Annotated in this window: 17 protein-coding genes; 5 read left to right on the forward strand and 12 right to left on the reverse strand. The window is 75.7% G+C overall.

Going from position 1 to position 18496, the window contains the following annotated elements; translation table 11 throughout:
• From VGH76_RS01780 to VGH76_RS01790, 3 genes are all read right to left on the reverse strand, one after another.
• A partial coding sequence (locus VGH76_RS01780; RefSeq protein ID WP_331554883.1) for a DUF222 domain-containing protein occupies positions 1 to 431 on the reverse strand: 431 nt, incomplete at its 3' end.
• 102 nt (positions 432 to 533) lie between these two features.
• A complete protein-coding gene (locus VGH76_RS01785) occupies positions 534 to 2078 on the reverse strand; it encodes a hypothetical protein (RefSeq protein WP_331554884.1) in 1545 nt (514 codons plus the stop codon).
• Between the two features lie 89 nt (positions 2079 to 2167).
• Entirely contained in the window at positions 2168 to 2962 is a 795-nt protein-coding gene (locus VGH76_RS01790) for an SDR family NAD(P)-dependent oxidoreductase (RefSeq protein ID WP_331554885.1), read from the reverse strand.
• A 74-nt stretch (positions 2963 to 3036) separates the two neighbouring features.
• On the opposite strand from VGH76_RS01790, the gene VGH76_RS01795 reads away from it, so the two are divergent.
• Complete coding sequence (locus VGH76_RS01795; RefSeq protein WP_331554886.1) at positions 3037 to 3450, forward strand: secondary thiamine-phosphate synthase enzyme YjbQ; 414 nt, start codon at positions 3037 to 3039, stop codon at positions 3448 to 3450.
• 34 nt (positions 3451 to 3484) lie between these two features.
• Complete coding sequence (locus VGH76_RS01800; protein ID WP_331554887.1) at positions 3485 to 4741, forward strand: geranylgeranyl reductase family protein; 1257 nt, start codon at positions 3485 to 3487, stop codon at positions 4739 to 4741.
• Between the two features lie 84 nt (positions 4742 to 4825).
• Here the strand turns inward: VGH76_RS01800 and VGH76_RS01805 are convergent, their stop codons facing one another.
• From VGH76_RS01805 to VGH76_RS01815, 3 genes are all read right to left on the reverse strand, one after another.
• The gene (locus VGH76_RS01805) at positions 4826 to 5869 is read right to left on the reverse strand and encodes an alcohol dehydrogenase catalytic domain-containing protein (protein WP_331554888.1); all 1044 of its coding nucleotides are present in this window, start codon (positions 5867 to 5869) and stop codon (positions 4826 to 4828) included.
• Positions 5870 to 6005: 136 nt separating this feature from the next.
• The gene (locus VGH76_RS01810) at positions 6006 to 7853 is read right to left on the reverse strand and encodes a helix-turn-helix domain-containing protein (protein ID WP_331554889.1); all 1848 of its coding nucleotides are present in this window, start codon (positions 7851 to 7853) and stop codon (positions 6006 to 6008) included.
• 49 nt (positions 7854 to 7902) lie between these two features.
• Positions 7903 to 9111: an ROK family transcriptional regulator gene (locus tag VGH76_RS01815; protein ID WP_331554890.1), complete on the reverse strand. Its 1209-nt coding sequence runs from the start codon at positions 9109 to 9111 to the stop codon at positions 7903 to 7905.
• A gap of 50 nt (positions 9112 to 9161) precedes the next feature.
• On the opposite strand from VGH76_RS01815, the gene VGH76_RS01820 reads away from it, so the two are divergent.
• Together VGH76_RS01820 and VGH76_RS01825 are read left to right on the forward strand one after the other, a co-directional pair.
• Positions 9162 to 9338 (forward strand): hypothetical protein, encoded by a 177-nt coding sequence (locus VGH76_RS01820; protein ID WP_331554891.1) that lies wholly within the window; start codon positions 9162 to 9164, stop codon positions 9336 to 9338.
• On the forward strand, positions 9335 to 10582 hold the full coding sequence (locus VGH76_RS01825) for an MFS transporter (protein ID WP_331554892.1): 1248 nt from the start codon (positions 9335 to 9337) through the stop codon (positions 10580 to 10582). The genes VGH76_RS01820 and VGH76_RS01825 overlap by 4 nt, the downstream gene beginning before the upstream one ends.
• Before the next feature lie 150 nt (positions 10583 to 10732).
• On the opposite strand, the gene VGH76_RS01830 is transcribed toward VGH76_RS01825, so the two are convergent.
• The gene (locus VGH76_RS01830; RefSeq protein ID WP_331554894.1) at positions 10733 to 12499 is read right to left on the reverse strand and encodes a proline--tRNA ligase; all 1767 of its coding nucleotides are present in this window, start codon (positions 12497 to 12499) and stop codon (positions 10733 to 10735) included.
• A 46-nt stretch (positions 12500 to 12545) separates the two neighbouring features.
• The gene (locus VGH76_RS01835; RefSeq protein ID WP_331554895.1) at positions 12546 to 13949 is read right to left on the reverse strand and encodes a hypothetical protein; all 1404 of its coding nucleotides are present in this window, start codon (positions 13947 to 13949) and stop codon (positions 12546 to 12548) included.
• Between VGH76_RS01835 and VGH76_RS01840 the strand changes: the two genes are divergently transcribed.
• Positions 13948 to 14196 carry a hypothetical protein gene (locus VGH76_RS01840; RefSeq protein WP_331554896.1) on the forward strand — a complete coding sequence of 83 codons (249 nt, stop codon included), beginning with the start codon at positions 13948 to 13950 and terminating at the stop codon, positions 14194 to 14196. The genes VGH76_RS01835 and VGH76_RS01840 overlap by 2 nt on opposite strands.
• An 880-nt stretch (positions 14197 to 15076) precedes the next feature.
• Here VGH76_RS01840 and VGH76_RS01845 read toward each other — a convergent pair.
• From VGH76_RS01845 to VGH76_RS01860, 4 genes are read right to left on the reverse strand one after another with little or no spacing between them, the layout of a single operon-like run.
• Positions 15077 to 16156 (reverse strand): class I tRNA ligase family protein, encoded by a 1080-nt coding sequence (locus VGH76_RS01845; protein WP_331554897.1) that lies wholly within the window; start codon positions 16154 to 16156, stop codon positions 15077 to 15079.
• Between the two features lie 23 nt (positions 16157 to 16179).
• Positions 16180 to 16653 (reverse strand): hypothetical protein, encoded by a 474-nt coding sequence (locus VGH76_RS01850; protein ID WP_331554898.1) that lies wholly within the window; start codon positions 16651 to 16653, stop codon positions 16180 to 16182.
• Between the two features lie 4 nt (positions 16654 to 16657).
• Complete coding sequence (locus VGH76_RS01855) at positions 16658 to 17533, reverse strand: heavy metal-binding domain-containing protein (RefSeq protein WP_331554899.1); 876 nt, start codon at positions 17531 to 17533, stop codon at positions 16658 to 16660.
• Positions 17530 to 18420: a heavy metal-binding domain-containing protein gene (locus VGH76_RS01860; RefSeq protein WP_331554900.1), complete on the reverse strand. Its 891-nt coding sequence runs from the start codon at positions 18418 to 18420 to the stop codon at positions 17530 to 17532. The genes VGH76_RS01855 and VGH76_RS01860 overlap by 4 nt, the downstream gene beginning before the upstream one ends.
• Positions 18421 to 18496 lie beyond the last annotated feature (76 nt).

Genomic DNA, 18496 nt, shown 5'->3' on the forward strand with positions numbered 1-18496 from the left:
GCGTCGTCGAGCTCCCGGACGGTGTTGACGATGATCTCCGCGCGACGCTCCTCGAGCAGCCCCAGGCGCATCTGCTCCCCCAACGCCGGCAGCCGCACCAGCACCTGACGGGCGAACTCCACCCTTGCCGCGGCCATCGACGGCGACCAGTGCAACGCCGCCGCCGCGATCAACGCCGCCCTCGCCTCCAGCCCCACCCGAGCGGTGCGCCCGGCCCGCGCACAACAGGCCTCGAGCAGCCAACGACAGCGGGCCCAGGCGGCGTGGTTGGCGGCGCGGAACGCGCCCACCAGCCCGGCCTCCACCTCCCGCCCCACCAGCGAAGCGGGATCACCCAGCAGCGCCGCGGTCAGCTCCGGGCCGGGACGCGGGTCCGCGAACCGCCCACCCGCACCACCCGCCCCGCCGGGAGCGTCCACCGCCGCTGTCATGATTCGCACACTAGTTCGAGGGTCCGACAGTCACCCCCGCATCAGCCCAGGTCGAGCCACCAGCTATTTGTGATGTGTATCACATCACCACGCGAGCCGTGATCAGCGCAGCCCGAGCGCCTGACGGGCGATCTGGTCCAGCGCGCTCTCCCCGACCGGCGCCGCCCCGGCGCCCGTCGTGGTCTCGGCGACCACCACCGACTCCCCCACCTGCGCCGACCCGTAGCCGGCGCTGGCCGACATCGAGGCCGGCGCCCCCGGGAAGCCCTTGCCCTCGCGCAGCAGGTCGGCGACGTTGCCCGTGCCCGAGGAGTCGACCAGCGACTTGAACGCCGCCGCCGAGGCCGCGTCGGCCATCCGCACCACGGCCACAGACGCGACCGTCGGGCTGCCGCCCACGTCGCCGGACCACAACGAACGGTCGAGCTGGGCGCAGGGGTGCTGGCGCAGGAACTGCACCGCCTGGCCGTAGGCGTGCCCCTCGCAACTGGGGTCGGTGGTCACGACGCGCTGGGTCCACGACACCCCGTCGACGACCCGCACCGGCTGGGCGGACACGTCCTCGGGAGCGGGTGAGACACCGCGCACCACGAGCACGGCGATGCCGAGCGCGACGGCGAAGGTCGCCGCGGCGGTCACCCCCAGCCCCCGCCAGGTGCGTAGCCAGCCCGCGGGGACGAGCCGACGGGCCCGGCGGTCCTGACGACGCCGCGGGCCGCTCCCGGCGTCGGACACCCACGGTCCGAGGGAGGCCTGCGCGGCGTCGCGCACCGGGTCCGGGGTGGCCGGCATCGGGGCCGTCGGGGGCCGGGAGGGGTGCTGGTCGGCATCGGTGAGGACGTCCGTCCGCGGCGCGGCCGGCTCCAGCGCACCGCCCGGGCTCGAGGCGAACGACGACCGCGCGACGGGCACCGGCGGCGTCGACGAGTGCGACGAGCCGGGGTGCGACGAGCCCGGGTCGGACGACGGGTGCGGCGGCGGGTTCGACGACAGCGGGTTCGACGACAGCGGGTTCGGCGCGGCCGGGTAGGGCGTCGGGCCGGACGACGCCGACGCCGCCCCCGCCCGGGCGCGCCCGGACCCGCCGTCGGGAACGGCACCGGGGAAGCCCGCGGCGCCCAGGTCGGCGCCGTCCGGCACGAACTCCGCGAGGCGCCACGCGGCAAGGAGGCGACGGACCTCGGCGGCGTCGAGCACGGTCGGTCCCGCCGACGCGGTCAGCACCAGCCGGGCCGCCGTCGCGACGCCCACGCCGGTGTCCTCGTCGGTGCGTTCTGGGTCCTCCTGGCGCGGCCGGGCCGGGGGGCGGCGGTCGACGATGGGGACGACCTGGCGCGGGGCGGTCGGGGTGGGGTCGGCGAGGGCCAGTAGCCGATCGATCTCCGCGGCGGCGAGCTCCTGCGAGCCCGCTCCCCCGGAGCCCGAGCCGGACCCCGCACCCACCCCCACCCGACGCGACGCCGAGGCCGGGACGAGCCCGAGGACGCCGTCGGGACGCAGCACCACCGCGTCGAGCTCCCCGTCGGGGCCGCCGGGCAGCGCGACCGCGAGCCCGGGGGCGGTCGGCAGCCCGTCGAGCAGGGTGCGGACCCGGCTGATGCGCTCCGGCGCGATCCCCAGGCGGGGATCGGGGGCGACGAGGAGCATCCGGCCTCCACGATCGGGGGAAGACGACCGGCGCACACCGTAGCCCGTGAGATCACGGAGATGTCACGACCCCCGGACCGCTCGGCCGGTCACCTCACCGGACGGCGCCGTTCACCGACGCGGGCGACCACGGGGGTCAGGTACCTGGCGGCAGCCGGGAGCACGGACTGTGTCCGGGTGAGCCATCCGCGCCACGCCGGCAGGACCTTGAGCTGGCGCCGCGACGAGAGCAGGTCCATCGCGCCCTCGACGACCTCGTCGACCCCGAGCACGCGCGGCCCGGTGAACAGCAGCGCCGAGCTCGGCCGGTCGGAGACGGCGTGCAGCAGGTCGGTGCTCACCGCGTCGGGGCACAGCGCCCGTACCCGGATCGGGCGCCGCGCCGCCCCCATCTCGATGTGCAGCGCCTGCGAGTAGGACAGCGCGGCCGCCTTGCTGGCGCCGTAGATCGCGAGCCCGGGCGTGGGGCCGAGTCCCGACAGCGACACCACGTTGAGGACGTCGCCGCGGCGCATGACGTCGACGGCGGCGCGGCACCCGTGGACCACGCCGAGGGTGTTGATCTCGATCGTGGCGGTGACCTCGGCGTCGGTGGACTCCCACACCGGGGCGGTGGAGAGCACCCCGGCGTTGTTGACCCAGACCGTGACCTCGCCGAGGTCGGCCGCAGCAAGGGCGACCGCGCGGTGGGCGGACGGGTCGCGGACGTCGAGGGGCATCGCGGTGGCGGGGCCGTCGAGGGCGTCGGCGGTCGTCCGCGCGGCGTCGGCGTCCACGTCGGTGACGACGACGTGGTGGCCGCGCGCCGAGAGGGCCCGGGCGATGCCGGCGCCGATGCCGCGCCCGGCTCCCGTGACCACGGCGACTCCGGCGTGACCGCTCATGGGCGTGGTCCTCTCTTCTCGGGCGCGGGCCGGGCGATTCTGGCGCACCCGGGCGCGCCGTAGGCTCGCAGGTGATGCGCAGCGAGGAGATCGAGATCCGGACCGGTGGTGACGAGGCGGTCCGCGACATCACCCGGGAGTGCGAGCGGTTCCTGTCCGACGGCGACGGCGGCAGCGACGGCCTGCTGCACGTCTTCGTCCCGCACGCCACCGCGGGCCTCGCCGTCATCGAGACCGGGGCGGGCAGTGACGACGACCTGCTCCACCAGCTGCGCGAGCTCCTCCCCGCCGACGACCGCTGGGGCCACCGCCACGGCTCCCCCGGCCACGGGCGCGACCACGTCCTGCCCGCGCTGATCAGCCCGTCGCTCTCGATCCCGGTGCTCGGCGGTCGGATGGCGCTGGGGACGTGGCAGTCGGTGTGCCTGGTGGACACCAACGGCGACAACCCGACGCGTCGCGTGCGTCTCAGCCTGCTCGCGGGCTGAGCGCGCCGGACGCATCCTCGGCATGGTGGACCTCGTGACCACCCCGACCCGCACCGACGTCCTCGTCGTGGGCGCCGGCCCCGCCGGGTCCGCCGCCGCGGCCCGCGCCGCCGAGGCCGGCCACGACGTCGTCCTCGCCGACGCCGCCGTCTTCCCCCGCGACAAGGCCTGTGGCGACGGCCTGACCCCGCGCGCCATCGCCGAGCTGCAGCACCTGGGCCTGGGTGACTGGGTGCGCGGGCGCGGCGAGAACCGGGGGCTGCGGGCGGCGGGGTTCGGGCAGCTGCTCGAACTGCCCTGGCCCGGCGGATCGCTGCCGGCGCACGGCGGCGCGGTCGCGCGCACCGAGCTCGACACCCGGATCCGGTCCGCGGCGCTCGAGCGCGGCGCGGTCGGCGTCGAGGGCGCGCGGGCCGTCGACGTCGAGCGCGACGGCGACCGGGTGTCGGGCGTCGTGTTCTCGACCGACCAGGGCTCGCACACGATCTCCTGCCGCCGCCTCGTCGTCGCCGACGGCGCCCGCTCGACGCTCGGCCGGGTGCTCGGGCGGGTCTGGCACCACGACACCGCCTACGGCGTCGCCGCCCGCGCCTACGTCCGCTCCGGGCGCCACGACGACGAGTGGATCTCCTCGCACCTGGAGCTGCGCGGCGCGGAGAACGAGGTGCTCTCCGGCTACGGCTGGGTGTTCCCGCTGCACGACGGGCACGTGAACATCGGGGTCGGGACGCTCGCCACCGAGGCCCGGCCCGCGAACATCCGGCTGCGCTCGCTCATCGAGCACTACGCGGCGCAGCGCCGGGAGGACTGGCAGCTCGACGGCGAGGTCCGCGACGTCGCCTCGGCGCTGCTGCCCATGGGCGGCGCCGTCTCCCACGTGGCGGGCTGCAACTGGGCGCTCGTCGGGGACGCCGCCGGGTGCGTGAACCCGCTCAACGGCGAGGGCATCGACTACGGGCTCGAGACCGGCCGCACCGTGGTGGACCTGCTCGGCGAGGACGATCTCACCCTCGCCTGGCCCGCGACCCTGCGCCGCCACTACGGCTCGGCCTTCTCCATCGCCCGCCGGCTGGCGGGCCTGCTGACGACGCCGCGGCTGCTGCCGCTGGCGGGTCCGGTCGGGATGCGCTCGCGGGCCCTCATGACGGTGGCCCTGCGCGTCATGGGCAACCTCGTCACCGACGAGGACGCCGACCTCGTCGCGCGGGCGTGGCGCCTGGCCGGGCGGGCCTCGATGCGGGCGGACGTGCTCCCGCCGTTCCCGGCAGCCGATCTGCGCACCCCTGCCTGAGGGGCTTGAGCCCCTCGCCGAGTGGACCCCCGCGGCTGTCGCCGCTGCCCCTGAGGTCCACTCGGCGGGTTCCTCCCGAGGCGCTCAGGGGGTGATGACGACCTTGAGCGCGAGGTTGGCCGCGGCGTTGCCGAACACGTCGTAGGCCTCGTCGATCTGGTCGAAGGTGAACGAGTGCGTGCCCATCTTCTCGGCCGGGATGCGCCCGCTCGCGACCATCTTGAGCAGCGTCGGGATCGAGACCGTGTCGACCAGGCCCATCGTCAGCGACACGTTCGAGATCCACATGTCCTGCATCGGGAGCTCGACGGGGGTGCCGTGCACACCGACGTTCGCGATGGTGCCGCCGGGGCGCACCAGGGACGCCGCCGTCAGCAGCGTCTCCGGGTAGCCGACCGCCTCGATCGCCACGTCGACGCCGAGCCCGTCGGTCAGCCCGACGACGTCGGAGACGGTGCCCGGCCCGACCTCGATCGCGTCGGTCGCCCCGAACTCGAGCGCACGCTCCAGGCGGAACTTGTTCGAGTCGATCGCGATGACCTTGGAGGCGCCCCACAGCCCCGTCGTGAGGACCGCCGACAGGCCCACCGCGCCCGCTCCGACCACCGCGACCGTGTTGCCCGGACGCACCCCGCCGGCGAGCACCCCGACCTCGTAGCCGGTCGGGAGCGAGTCCGCGAGGAAGATCGCCTGCTCGTTGGTGACCGAGTCCGGCACGGCGTAGAGCGAGGTGTCCGCGTAGGGCACCCGGACGTACTCGGCCTGGGTGCCGTCGATGAGGTGGCCGAAGATCCATCCGATGCCGCCGACGGTCTGGCAGTGCGAGGGCATCCCGCGCTGGCAGTACTCGCAGCGCCCGCACTTGGTGATCGCCGGGACGAGCACCCGGTCGCCCACCGAGAACCCGCGGACCGCGTCGCCGATCTCGGTGATCGTCCCGACCGCCTCGTGCCCCAGGATGCGGCCGTCGGTGACCGCGGCGACGTCGCCCTGCAGGATGTGCAGGTCGGTGCCGCAGATCGTCGTCGTGTCGACCTTCACGACGACGTCCGTCGGCTCCTGGACGCGGGCGTCGGGGACGTCCTCCCAGGCCTTCGAGCCGGGACCGTGGTAGACAAGAGCCTTCATGGGGTCGACCTCCGTGGCTGCGCTGCGACCCGACCGACGCTAGTGGCGCGGGACACACCCGGACTGTCCGATATCGAGACGACCGGCCCCGGCCCCGCGGCGCCGCGGAACCCCTACTGTCCCGGTTCCGGGACACCTACGCGATGTAGCTGATCCCGAACGCGTCGATCTTGCGGTAGAGCGACGACCGGGCGATGCCGAGCATCGCGGCCGCCTTGTAGCGGTTCCCGCGGGTCTCGTAGAGCGCGTGGATGATCGCGTCGGCCTGCGCGGTCTCGAGCATCGTCAGCCGGGGCGCGCTGGTGAAACAGAACGCCGGCAGGTCGGGCGGCTGCACCACCCCGACCGGCTTGCGGGTCACGACGTAGCGCAGCACGTCCTCGAGCTCGGCGATGTTCCCCGGCCAGGAGTAGCCCTCGAGCACCCGGACCACCTGGTGGGACAGCCGCAGCGACCGGGCCCCCGTCGTCGAGCGCAGCACCGAGCGGGCGATCTCGGCGAGCTCGTCGGAGCGGTGGCGCAGCGCCGGCACCCGGACCGTCTCGTGGAAGTGGCGCAGCAGCAGCCCGTACGGCCGGCCGGCGTCGACCGACGCGCTGTCGAGGCAACCGACCACGATCACGCGGCCCGGCACCACCGTGAGCGGCCGCAGTGCCTCGTCGAGCCGGCGCGCGCTGCGCGGGGTGAGGGTGTGGACGCCGTCGAGCAGGACGAGGTGCACCTCGGCCCCGGGATCGTCGACGGGCACGTCGTGGGCCTCGCCGAGGGTGGAGCAGTCGATCGTGGTCGAGGTGCCGTGCGGGAAGAGGTGGCCGAACCGCTCGCGGGCCAGCGTGCGCTTCCCGACCCCGGTCTCCCCGACGAGCAGCAGGTGACGACGGTGCGCGAGCGTCGCGGTGGCATCGCGGCGGGCCCGGACGTAGGGGCTGAAGAGCTCCTGGTTCGCCCGCAGCCGGGCCTCCTCGGACGCGGCCGCCGCGGGGCCGCGGTGCAGGTCGGCGGCGAAGTCGCGGCGGGTGGTGGGCGCGACGTGGGAGCCCTGGCGCCGGCGGGCCTCGCGGGCCGCCGTCGACGTGCGGCCGGCCGCGACGTGGACCTCCACCGGCGCGCCCCCGAGGACCGCGCCGAGCACCTCGCCGTCGACGCCGCGCACCTCGTGCACCCGCACCTCGGCGCAGAGCCCCGACGGCAGGTCGAGGTGGCGGTCCGCGCCGGTCTCGTCGAGCAGGACGCTCGCGGTGAGCAGGTCGTGCAGCGCCTGCTGGTCGGGTGGGGCGAGGGCCTGCGCGCCCCGGCCCACCCACAGGTCCTCGCCCGCGGTCGCGAGCACCCACGGCACCCCGTCGGCCCGCAGGCCGGCCACCGCGTCGTGCACCGCGAGCACGCGCCGGTGCGCCACCCGCTCCTCGTGCTCGACGACGGCCGCGGCGAGCGTCCGGGCGAGCGCGGCCGCCGTGCCGCCGCGTTCGGAGGCGTGGGTGACGACGACGACCGCGGCCCGGTGGGCGCCGAGGGTGACCGGGGCGGCCGCGTCGCGCAGGACCCGGAGGGCCGGGTGCAGGTGCTCCGGGCCCTCGACGAGCGCCGGGCCGCGGGTGTGGCGGACGAGCCCGGCGGCCGTCGTGCCGACCGAGCGCTCGTCGTGGCGGTGGCCGGGCACCCACCCCGCGGCGTCGAGGAGCTCGGCGGGTGCGGAAGCGGTGTCGCGGCGGACCCGCACCGTCCCGTCGTCGCCGACGAGGCCGACCGCGCACCCGGCGTCGGGATTCTCCGCCGCGAAGGCGGACAGAACCGCGTCGGCCGAGGCGACCAGCGGTCCGCCGTCCTGGTGCCCGACGAACGGGGCCGGCGCGCCCCGGGGGGCGTCCGCACAGCGTTCCCAGGACGCGAGGACCTCCGCGCGCACCTCGTCCGGGGCGAGCGCCGTCCGGCCACCGCGCAGGAAGCGGGCGCGGGCGGCGTCGAGATCCCGCTCGGCCGGCACGTCGGGAACGGTAGGCCGATCGTGTCGCCGGGCGCCACCGCCGAGGGGGTCACACCGCCGGGCGGGCCAGCCCCTCCGCGCTCGTGACGTCGTCGAGGGCGAGCGCGACGGCGCCGCGCAGGGGGGCGTCGTCGCCGTGCACGCCGTCCCGCACCGGCGTGGGGTCGGCGCGCCGGTAGCCCATGAGCCCGCGGCGGTAGGCCTCGTCGAACGCCGGTCCCCGCAGCCGCGGGGCGAGGCCGCCCAGGACCACGACCTCGGGGTCGTGCGCGTTCACCAGCCCGGCCACACCCCGGCCCAGCGCGGCCGCCACCCGGGCGACGGCCCCGGCCGCGGCGTCGTCGCCCGCGTCCGCCCGGTCGAGGACGTGGGCCGCGTAGGTCCGCGGGTCGACGGGCGGGTCGGCGCCGAGGTGCCGGGCGAGCGCGCGCCCGTCGAGCTCCGGCGCCCAGCAGCCCCAGGCGCCGCACGCGCAGGCGATCGCCGGATCCCCGAAGGGCATGTGGCCGTACTCCCCCGCCGCGCCGTGGGCACCGAGCTGCGGGCGCCCGTCGAGGAGCAGGGTGCCGCCGATCCCGACCTCCACTGTGAGCGACAGCGCCGTCCCCGCCCCCGAGGCCGCCCCGGAGCGGGCCTCGGCGAGCCCGGCGAGGGTGGCGTCGTTCCCGGGCAGCACCGGGATGCCGGGCCGGCCCGGTCCGCCGAGGAGGTCGGCGGCGACGGGGCCCCAGTCCAGCTCGGTGGCGCGGACGAAGACGTCGTCGGAGAGCGGGGCGGGTGCGGCGAGCCCGAGGGCGAGCGGCCGGCCCCCTCGCGGAGCGGGCGTGCCGTTCGCTCCCTCGGAGACTGCGCCGATCGCGCGCGCCAGCTGCTCCGAGAGGTCGTCCCCGCGCCGACCGGCGCACAGCACCGTCGGGACCCCGTCGAGGCCGGCGACGGCCAGGCGCCAGTCCTCGTGGCGCAGGTCGAGGGCGAGGACGCGGGGGCCGCCGGGAGCGGGGTGCAGGCACGTCGTCGGGCGGCCCCGCCCGGTCACCGGGGCCCGTTCCTCGGCGAGCCAGCCCACATCGCGCAGTCGGGCGACCGTCTCGGTGGTCGTCGCGCTCGACAGGTTCAGCCGCGTCGCGAGCTCGACCCGGGTCAGTCCCGGCGAGCGGCGGACCTCGTCGAGCACGGCCGCGCTGGTCCGCCACCGGTCCACCCGGGCGCGATACGGCTCACAGCGTTCGGTGCCCTCGCCGCTTCCCACGACTCCCACGCCCTCATTATCCTCGGATAGCGAGGAAAAGCGTGGGGAGGGGTTGGACCATGATCACCGGCGAGGCGTTCGCCGCGGTCCTGTTCGACATGAAGGGCACCCTGGTCGACCCCGACGCCGCCGTCGAGCGCTCCTGGCGGATCTGGGCCGAGCCCGACCCGGAGAGCACCTCGTCCGACCTCACCGACCTCGTTCCCCGCACCCCCGCCCGGAGGACCACAGCGTGAGCACTTCCGTCGAGCCCACCGCGACGACGGGGACGGCCCCGCCGGCCGACGTCCCCGCCCCGTCCCGACGACGCGTCCCCGCCGGGGTCAGCCTGGCCGCCCTCTCCCTCGGCGGCCTCGCGATCGGCACCACCGAGTTCGCGAGCATGGGCGTGCTGCCCGGCTTCGCCTCCGACCTGGGCGTCTCCGTCCCGACCGCGGGCATCGCGATCAGCGCGTACGCCCTCGGCGTCGTCGTGGGCGCGCCCCTGATCGCCCTGGTGGGGGCCCGCTGGCCGCGCAAGCGGCTGGTCGTGGCGCTCGCCGTGGCCCTCGTCGTGTTCAACGCCCTCTCCGCGCTGGCGCCGGCGTTCCTACCGTTCGTGGGCCTGCGCTTCCTGGCCGGACTGCCGCACGGCGCGTACTTCGGCACCGCCGCGGTGCTCGGCTCGTCGCTGGTCCCCCCGGCGCGGCGCGCCCGCGCCCTGGCCACGGTGATGCTGGGGCTGACCATCGCGAACATCATCGGCGTCCCGGCCGCGACGTGGCTCGGGGACACCTTCGGCTGGCGCAGCGCCTACGTCGCGGTCACCGTGATCGCGCTGGTCACGGTGCTGGCGGTGACGACGCTGGTGCCCAGCCCCGCCGACGACCGCGGCGGCAGCCTGCGCGGCGAGCTCACCGCGCTCACCCGTCCCCAGGTGTGGCTGACCCTCGGCGTCATCGCCGCCGGCTTCGGCGGGCTGTTCGCGGTGTACAGCTACATCAGCCCGATCCTCACCGCCGAGGCCGGCGTCTCGACCTCGACGGTGCCGCTGCTGCTCGGCGCGCTCGGGATCGGCATGACGATCGGGAACGTCGCCGGCGGGCGGTTCGCCGAGCGCGCCCCGCGTCTGACGATCGCGATCGCCCTCGCCGTCTACTCGGTGGTGCTCGTCGGGTTCGTGTTCGGCGCGCACCAGGTCGTGACGGCGACGATCGGGCTCTTCGCGCTCGGCTTCGTCGGACTGTCGGCCGGGCCCGCGCTGATGGGCTGGCTCATCGACTTCGCCGCCGAGGGACCGTCGCTGGCCGCGGCGAGCTTCCACTCCGCGTTCAACGTCGCCAACGCCCTGGGCGCCGCCCTCGGCGGGGCGGTCCTCGCCGCCGGGCTGGGCTACGACGCGCCGGCCGCGGTGGGCGCCGCGCTGCCGCTGCTCGGCATCGTGGTGTTCGCGGTCAGCGTGGGGCTGGAGCGCCGGCGAGCGGTCGCCGAGCCCGCGTGAGCGAACGGCGCCGTCCTGGCACTGGACGCCAGGATCGTGCCGTTGCTGCCGTGCGGGGCCGACGGGTCGCGCGAGCGAACGGCGTCGTTCTGACGTCAGACGCCAGGAACGTGCCGTTGCTGCCATCCCGACGGCGGGCCTGACCCCGGCTCAGCTCCCGCCGGTCAGCCCCCCGACGACCTCGTCGACGGGGATCTCCCGCCGATCCCCGGTGGCACGCTCGGTCACCTCGACCACCCCGTTCGCGAGGCCCCGCCCGACGGTGATCGACGTCGGCACGCCGATCAGCTCGGCGTCGGCGAACTTCACCCCGGGCGAGGCCTTGCGGTCGTCGAGCAGGACCTCGAGGCCCGCCTCGGCGAGCCCGGCGGCGATGGTCTCGGCGGCCGCGGACTGGGCGGCGTCCTTGCCGGCGATCACGAGGTGCACGTCGAACGGCGCCACCTCCCGCGGCCACACCAGGCCCTTGGCGTCGGCGTGCTGCTCGGCGATCGCGGCGACCGCCCGGGAGACGCCGACCCCGTAGGAGCCCATCGTCACCGTCACCGGCCGACCGTCCTCGCCGGCGGCGGTGAGCCCGAGCGCCTCGGCGTACTTGCGGCCCAGCTGGAAGATGTGGCCCATCTCGATGCCGCGCGCCGCGACGAGGGTGCCGACGCCGTCGGGCGACGGGTCGCCCTCGCGGACCTCGGCGGCCTCGATGGTGCCGTCGGGGGTGAAGTCGCGGCCCGCGACGAGGTCGACGACGTGGCGGCCGTGCTCGTCGGCGCCGGTGACCCAGGCGGTCCCGGTGACGATGCGGGGGTCGACCAGGTAGCGCACGCCGTTCTTGGCCAGGCCGACCGGGCCGATGTAGCCCTTGGTGAGGAAGGGGTTCGCGGCGAAGTCGGCGTCGTCGAGGAGCGCCACCTCGGCCGGCGAGACCGACGCCTCGAGGCGCTTCATGTCGACCTCGCGGTCGCCGGGCACGCCGACCCCGAGCAGCGTCCACTCCGCGGCGCCGGGCAGCTTCGTCTTCACCATGACGTTCTTGAGCGTGTCCGCGGCGGTGAAGGTGCGGGCCCCGGATCCGTCACGCAGCCCGAGGGTGTTCACGTGCGCGACGAGCGTGTCGATCGTCGGGGTGTCCGGGGTGTCGTAGACGACCGCCTCGGGCTTGTCGGCGATCGACTGCTCGGGCGGCGCCGGCGTCGTCACGGCCTCGACGTTCGCGGCGTAGCCCGACTCCGGGCTGCGCACGTAGGTGTCCTCCCCCGTCTCGCAGGGCGCCAGGAACTCCTCCGACGCCGAGCCGCCCATCGCCCCGGACATCGCCGAGACGATCTGCACCTCGAGCCCGAGCCGGGAGAACAGCCGCTGGTAGGCGAGGCGGTGCGCCGCGTAGGACTCGGCCAGCCCCTCGTCGGTGAGGTCGAACGAGTACGAGTCCTTCATGACGAACTCGCGCCCGCGCAGGATGCCGGCGCGCGGCCGCTCCTCGTCGCGGTACTTGGTCTGGACCTGGTAGAGGATCACCGGGAAGTCCCGGTACGACGACGTCTCGCCCTTCACCATGAGCGTGAAGAGCTCCTCGTGGGTCGGCCCGAGCAGGTAGTCCGCCTTCTTGCGGTCCTTGAGCCGGAACAGGGCGTCCCCGTACTCGGTCCAGCGCCCGGACGCCTCGTAGGGCTCCTTGGGCAGCAGCGCGGGGAAGTGGACCTCCTGCCCGCCGATGGCGTCCATCTCCTCGCGCACGAGGCGCTCGATGTTCTTGAGGACCCGCATGCCCAGCGGCAGCCACGAGTAGATGCCGGGCGCGACCCGGCGCACGTAGCCGGCGCGCACCAGCAGCTTGTGGCTGGGCACCTCGGCGTCGGCCGGGTCCTCGCGCAGGGTGCGCAGGAACAGATCGGACATCCGCGTGACGCCTCGTGCCATGCGGCGAGCCTAACGAGGTGCCGCGAACCGGTTCTCCCGGCGGGAGCTACTGGTAGGTGACGAGGTCCGGGGCCGGCTGCAGGGCGAGCGCCTGCGCGGCGGTCAGCATCGGCGTGTCCTGGGTGTAGAAGAGCTTGAAGCCCAGGTGCATCTGCGTCGGACGCTGCAGTTCCCTGTACTTGCCGAGCTTGTTGGGCGGGGCCCCGAAGCCGTCGACGTGCTGCACGACGGCGAGCTGCGGCGGCGTCTGCAGCCGCTCCGGGTTGGTGATCATGTTCGGGGTGAACTGGTGCACGACGAACAACTTCTGGGGGAGGTCGTTCGCCTGCACCAGGTTCGCGAGCCACGTCGAGACCTCGTTGATCTCGTCGGCGGCCACCGTGCCGATCTGCTTGCCCGGGACCTCGCCGGGCGGCATCCGCCACTCGGGGTCGAGGGCGAGGCCGACGTCCGGCTCGCGCAGCAGGTTCTCCCAGGGCCGGACCGCGGTCATGAAGTCGGTGCGCCCGGGCTGGACGTCGATGATCATCAGCTGCTTGTCGGCACGGGCGGCGGCGAGGTAGCGCCCGGCGGCGCCCTGGTCGATGTCGTGGTGGTAGTCGCCGTCGGGCCCGGGTCCGCCGTCCGCGAGCCCCACGATGAGCTCCATCGCCGGCTGCACCGTCCGCCCGGGGGTCGCGAACGGTGCCGCCGCCTGCTCGAGCCTCGCCGCCGCCTGCTGCGGGGTGCCGGTCCCGAGCACCCCGAGCCGGGAGGTGTCGGCCGTGCCGTAGTAGGCGACCACCCGGTAGTTCGGGAAGATCGTCGTGCCGCCGCGGGGCAGTTGCGGGACCGGGCGCGGAGCGGGCGCGGCGGCGGGGACGCTCAGCACCGGGTTCGGGGCGGCCCGCGGCGGGGCGGAGCTGTCGTCGTGCCCGGTGATGAGGGCGACGAGCCCGAGGAACGCCGCCAGCACGAGCGCCGCCAGCACGAAGGCGAAGAGCACCCGACGACGACGGCGGCGGTCCCGCGCGACGCCCGGGCGCGGCTCGGCGTCCCCCGGCGCAGCCTCGGGGTCCGCGACGGGGACCATCGCGTCGGTGCGCTCGGCCGCCGTCGGCTCGTCGACGGTGGAGGAGCCGATCGCCGTCGCCGTCGCCGTCGCCGTCCCGCCGGCGGGACCCGCACCGTTCTCCCGGCCCTTCCCGGTGCGCTCCGGCTGGTCGGCCGTGTCGGGCCGGGCCTCGGTGATCATGCCCGCCGACGCGGCCGCGCCCGCCGCCCCGGCAGCTCCGGCCGCGGCGGCGGCGGCCTTGCGTCCCGGCTTCTCCGTGGTCTCGGTCGCGACGAGTCGCGGTGACTCGGTGGGGGCGTCGGACTTCGCCGCCGCGCCCGCCGCCGGCGATGCCGTGGGACCGGGTCGCGGGGACCCGGACTCGGCGGGCTTCGCCGGCTGCTCGGTCCGCACCATGTCCGGCTCGGTCGGCACGTTCGCCGGGCCGGTGGTCCCCGGCCGGTCGCCCGTGCGGGGCCGGGCCGTGGTCGCGCTGCCCGCGAGCGCGACTGCACCCCTCACTCCGGCTCCGGCCGCGGCGGCGGCGTTCGTCCGTCCCGGCTTCTCCGTCGCCTCGGTGGCGGCGGGTCGCGTCCGCCCCGCGTCCGGCTCGGTCGGGGTGTCCGCCGGCTTCGGCTTCGGGGTGGGCGATGGCGCCGAATAGCGGGCCGGGGCCCCCGTCGACGGCGTGCTCGTCATCGGCTTCGCGGTGGCGGGTGCGGTCGCCGAGGGCCGGGCGGCGGGCTTCACCGCGGGGAGGGTGGGGCGGTCCTGGGGAGGCGTGGCGCGGGTCCGCGGCCGGGTCGACGCCGCGCTCGCGCCTGCCCCTGCTGCCGCCGCGCCGGCGGATGCCCTGGTGGAACCGCCGGCGGAACCCCGACCATCGGTCACGGTCTCCCCAGCACTCGACGCGTTCGCCGACCGCGCCGGAGCGTCGGTCCGCCATGGCGGGACACCCAGCATCGGGGGCCGCTCGGCGTCGACGGACGACGGCGCGGGGCCCGGAGGTGGGGTCTCGCCACGCGGCTTCCCCGGCGACGGGCGTCGGCCCCAGGGCAGGCGACGGCCCTCGCCCGGTCGACGCCGGTCCTCGGGCGGGCCGTCGGGCCGACGCGTCGGGCCCGGTCGCGACGGCGGGCCCGGGGGGCGCTCCGGCGCGGGCGCCGACGGGCCGTCCGCGGCCGGGCCGGCAGCGGCGGCCGGGGACGGGGGATCGTCGGGGTCGTTCTCGGGCGATCGGCGGGGGGCCGGCGCCTCGACGGGCGTCTTCGCCGGGGCCTCCGCCATCGCCGTGGTGCCGGCGTCCTTCCCCCCGGAGCCCGACCGGGCGGCCCGGGGCCCCTCGCCGGAACCGGCCCCCACCGTGGCCTTCTCCGGCGGCTTCAGCGTCACCTCGTCGGGTCCGCCCCAGCGCATCACGCCCTCCTCCGCCTCCCCCGGCGCGACGGACGGCCGCACCCGCGGCACACCGTAGGCAGTGGAAGGCGGAAATTCCGCACATCCGACCCGCGTGTCACAGGCGTATCACACGTAACACCCCGAGATCAGGTCAGGCCGAGCACCGAGAGTGCCGTCCGGGCGGCCTCTCCTCCCTCGTTCTCCGCGATGTCGAGGGCGGCGGGGACGTCGAGGTCGTCGAGCAGTGCCGCGACGACGGCGTCGGTCGCGACGCCCCCGGCGTTCCGGGCGGCCGCGGCGAACAGGCGCTCGAGGCGACCCGCCGCCGCGTCGAGCGCACCCGGGGCGAGGTCCCAGGGCCGATCCCAGGGCCGGTCGAGCAGCAGCAGGCGGATCGCGGCGGCGGGGTGGGTCTCGAGCAGGTCGGCGACGAGCACGAGGTTGCCGGCCGACTTCGCCATCTTCGCGCCGTCGACGCGCACCGTCCCGACGTGCAGCCGGGCCCGGGCGAAGGGCCGCACCCCCGTCAGGGCCTCGGCCATCGCGGCCATGCCGGTGTGGTGCGGGTGGCGCAGGTCCGCGCCGCCGACGTGCAGGTCGACGGCGGGCCCGAGCACGGAGAGCGCCATCGCGGCGCACTCGGCGTGCCACCCGGGCCGCCCCTCGCCCCAGGGGCTCGGCCAGGCCGCCTCGCCCGGCGTGGCGGGCCGCCAGACCGTCGGGTCGCGGGGATCCTCGGCCCGCCGGGACGGCGGGACCTCGGAGGCGTCCGGGGGCACCTCGACGACGTCGAGGCCGGTCGCCGCGGCGCGGAACAGGATCTCGCCGTCCCGCTCGTAGGCGACGCCCCGCTCGAGCAGGGCGGAGGCCAGCCGGACGACGCCGTCGACGTGGTTGTGCGCCCGCGGCTGGTGCGTCGGCGGCCGGACCCCGAGAGCGGCCATGTCGCGGTCGAACCGGAACTGGCCCACGGCCGCGAAGCTGTCGAAGCGGCGGCCGGCGCGCTCGGCGGCGGCGTCGAGGACGTCGTCGACGTCGGTGACGTTGCGGCACATCTCGACCTCGACCCCGATGCGACGCAGCACCCGCGCGGCGACGTCGGCCCACACGAAGGTGGCGGCGTGGCCGAGGTGCGTGGTGTCGTAGGGCGTGATCCCGCAGACGTAGGCGCGGGCGCGCCCGACCAGCGGCAGCGGTTCTCCGGCGAGGGCGAGACGAAGGGTCACGCCCTCATCCTGCCCCCGCCCGGTCAGGGTCTGGTGCCCAGGAACCGCTCGAATGCCTGCCGGGCCGCCGCGTCTCGCGCCGCGATACGGGACAGGTCCTCGGCCAGCGCCTGCAGCCACTGCTCGACGTCGACCCGACGCCGCTGGATCACCACCCCGCCCGAGACGCGCCGCACCTCGGCGTCCACCCGCTCCCCGTCGGCCCGCAGCTCCAGGTCGCGACCCTCGCCGTGCACGAGCACCGACTCGGCGCGTCCCTCCCGGCCGGCCAGCCGGTCACCGAGACCCCGGCGGTAGCCGACCTCGACGGTGCCGGGGGGCAGCGCGTCAGCGAGGGCCCCGGAGAGGACGCGGGCGTAGGAGGCGACGTCGGCGCGGTCGGTGCGCAGCGCGGCGGCGAGCAGGGCGACGTCGGCCGCCGGTCCGAGGCCGGTCGGCTCGAGACCGGAGCCGGGGCCCTCCCTGTCGGCGTGCTCAGCTGCATTGTCGGGATCCATGCCGTCACCCGTCCGTCAACGGCAGCACGAGCTGCGGCGTGGCGATGTGGTGGTCGGCGCGCAGCGGGCGGACGGCGGTGCCGATCGCGAAGAACTCCGTGGTGTGCCCGCCCCAGCGGTGGCCGTGCGCGCGCAGCCGGACCCCGACGATGCCCTCGGCGTGCAGTGCCTCGGCCTCGGCCTGCATCCGGCTCATCGCGAGCTCGCGGGCGTCGTAGAGCCCCTCGGTGTACTGCGGGAGCTCCACGTTCTGCCCGATGTTGCTCATCGCGCGGAACATCCCCTGGTGGGCGATGTGGTAGACGCACGAGCCCATCACCATGCCCAGCGGCGCGTACCCGGCCTGGATCAGCGTCCAGAAGTCCTGCCCGGAGAGGTCCGAGGTGAACGGCTGGCGGTGCACGTTGCGCCAGGAGCCGCCGCCCGGAGTTCCCGTCGCCCCGCTCGCCCCGCCGGGCGGCGGGTTCTCGGCCGCGACCGCCGTCCCGACGGCGATGAACTCGGCGAGGTCGTTGCCGAACTCCTTGAACTCGATGTCGAGCCGGACCCCGACGATCCCGTCCGCGCCGAGCTGGTCGGCCTCGGCCTCCATCCTGGTCATCGCGAGCTCGCGGGCGTGGTACATCGCCTGGGACAGGGTGTCGAGCTCCTGGTTCTTCCCCCAGCGCCCGACCTGGAACCCCACGTGGTAGATGCTCGAGCCCAGCACCAGCCCGAGCGGCCGGAACCCGGCCTCGCGCACGAGCAGGAACTCGTTCACCGTCAGGTCGGAGGTGAACATGCTCGACGCCTGGCCGGGGCGCATGTGGGCCAGCCGGCGCATGGCGTCGGAGGGAACCCCCGCAACGCCCTCCCTGGCGGCTGCTTCGGGGTCGGTCACGGTGCCTCCCGGGTGGGGCGCAGCGGCAGGAAGGTCAGCGACGACGACCGCGAGGGCGCCGTCGGGTGCTCGACGGCGAGCAGGGCGTTGCCGAACACGGTCGCCTCGGCGACGTGGTCACGGTGGTTCTCGGAGGGTTCGATCTCGCGCATCCAGAGGCTCATGTCGGAGACGATCGCGCCCTCGGCGCCGGCAGCGGCGACCCGGCGGGTGAAGTCGCGGCGCGCCTCGGCCCGAGCCGCGGTCACGAGATGGGAGTACCCGGTGACCTCGGTGTTGCCGCTCATCCAGGACATCTGCGAGCGGGTGCGCATGTCGTCGTGGCGGATGTAGAGCGCAATGCCGTAGACGATGCGCACCGGCAGCCACCCGGCCCCGACGAGCTTGGCGACGTCCTGCCCGGCGAGCTCCGTGCAGAACGGCTGCGGCGGGCGCTCGTGGGGGCGCGTGGAGCGGACGGCCGTGCCGAGCGCCATGAACTCACGGCTGCCCTGGTCGAACGGCCCGGCGGTGAGGCTGACCCCGACGACGCCGTCCGCCCCGATCCCGGCGGCCTCGAGCTGCATGCGCCCGATGGCGGTGTCGTACCCGTGGCGCAGCGCCTCGACGTAGGGGCCGAACGCGGGCACCGGCGCCATGGGGCCCATGGTGCCCCCGTAACCGCCGAACCCGCCCGCGCCCCAGGCGCCGCACCCGCCGTAGCCGCTCCAGCCGACGTTCTGGACGATCGAGCCCATCACCTCACCGACCGGCTCGAACTCGGTGGCCGAGAGCCCGGCCGCGGAGGGCACGGTGAGCATCGAGGTCCACGGTCCGCCGGATGCGGCCCGCTCGACCCGCGCGGCGGCGACCGGGGGAAGCCCCCGGCCGTCCCACTGATCGGACACGGCCGCGAAGCTACACCCGGGTCCTGTGGAGGGGTCCGGCCGTCACAGCGGGTCCACATCGTCCGCCGAGCCCTCC

This window comes from Actinomycetospora sp., from assembly GCF_036497585.1.
Lineage (GTDB): Bacteria > Actinomycetota > Actinomycetes > Mycobacteriales > Pseudonocardiaceae > Actinomycetospora.

Excerpts from the sequence above, each read along its gene's own strand:
- VGH76_RS01785 (WP_331554884.1), bottom strand. The coding sequence starts at position 2,078 with ATGCTCCTCGTCGCCCCCGATCCCCGCCTGGGGATCGCGCCGGAGCGC.
- VGH76_RS01790 (WP_331554885.1), bottom strand. The coding sequence starts at position 2,962 with ATGAGCGGTCACGCCGGAGTCGCCGTGGTCACGGGAGCCGGGCGCGGC.
- VGH76_RS01795 (WP_331554886.1), top strand. The coding sequence starts at position 3,037 with ATGCGCAGCGAGGAGATCGAGATCCGGACCGGTGGTGACGAGGCGGTC.
- VGH76_RS01805 (WP_331554888.1), bottom strand. The coding sequence starts at position 5,869 with ATGAAGGCTCTTGTCTACCACGGTCCCGGCTCGAAGGCCTGGGAGGAC.
- VGH76_RS01820 (WP_331554891.1), top strand. The coding sequence starts at position 9,162 with ATGATCACCGGCGAGGCGTTCGCCGCGGTCCTGTTCGACATGAAGGGC.
- VGH76_RS01830 (WP_331554894.1), bottom strand. The coding sequence starts at position 12,499 with ATGGCACGAGGCGTCACGCGGATGTCCGATCTGTTCCTGCGCACCCTG.
- VGH76_RS01840 (WP_331554896.1), top strand. The coding sequence starts at position 13,948 with ATGTCCGGCTCGGTCGGCACGTTCGCCGGGCCGGTGGTCCCCGGCCGG.
- VGH76_RS01835 (WP_331554895.1), bottom strand. The coding sequence starts at position 13,949 with ATGGTGCGGACCGAGCAGCCGGCGAAGCCCGCCGAGTCCGGGTCCCCG.
- VGH76_RS01850 (WP_331554898.1), bottom strand. The coding sequence starts at position 16,653 with ATGGATCCCGACAATGCAGCTGAGCACGCCGACAGGGAGGGCCCCGGC.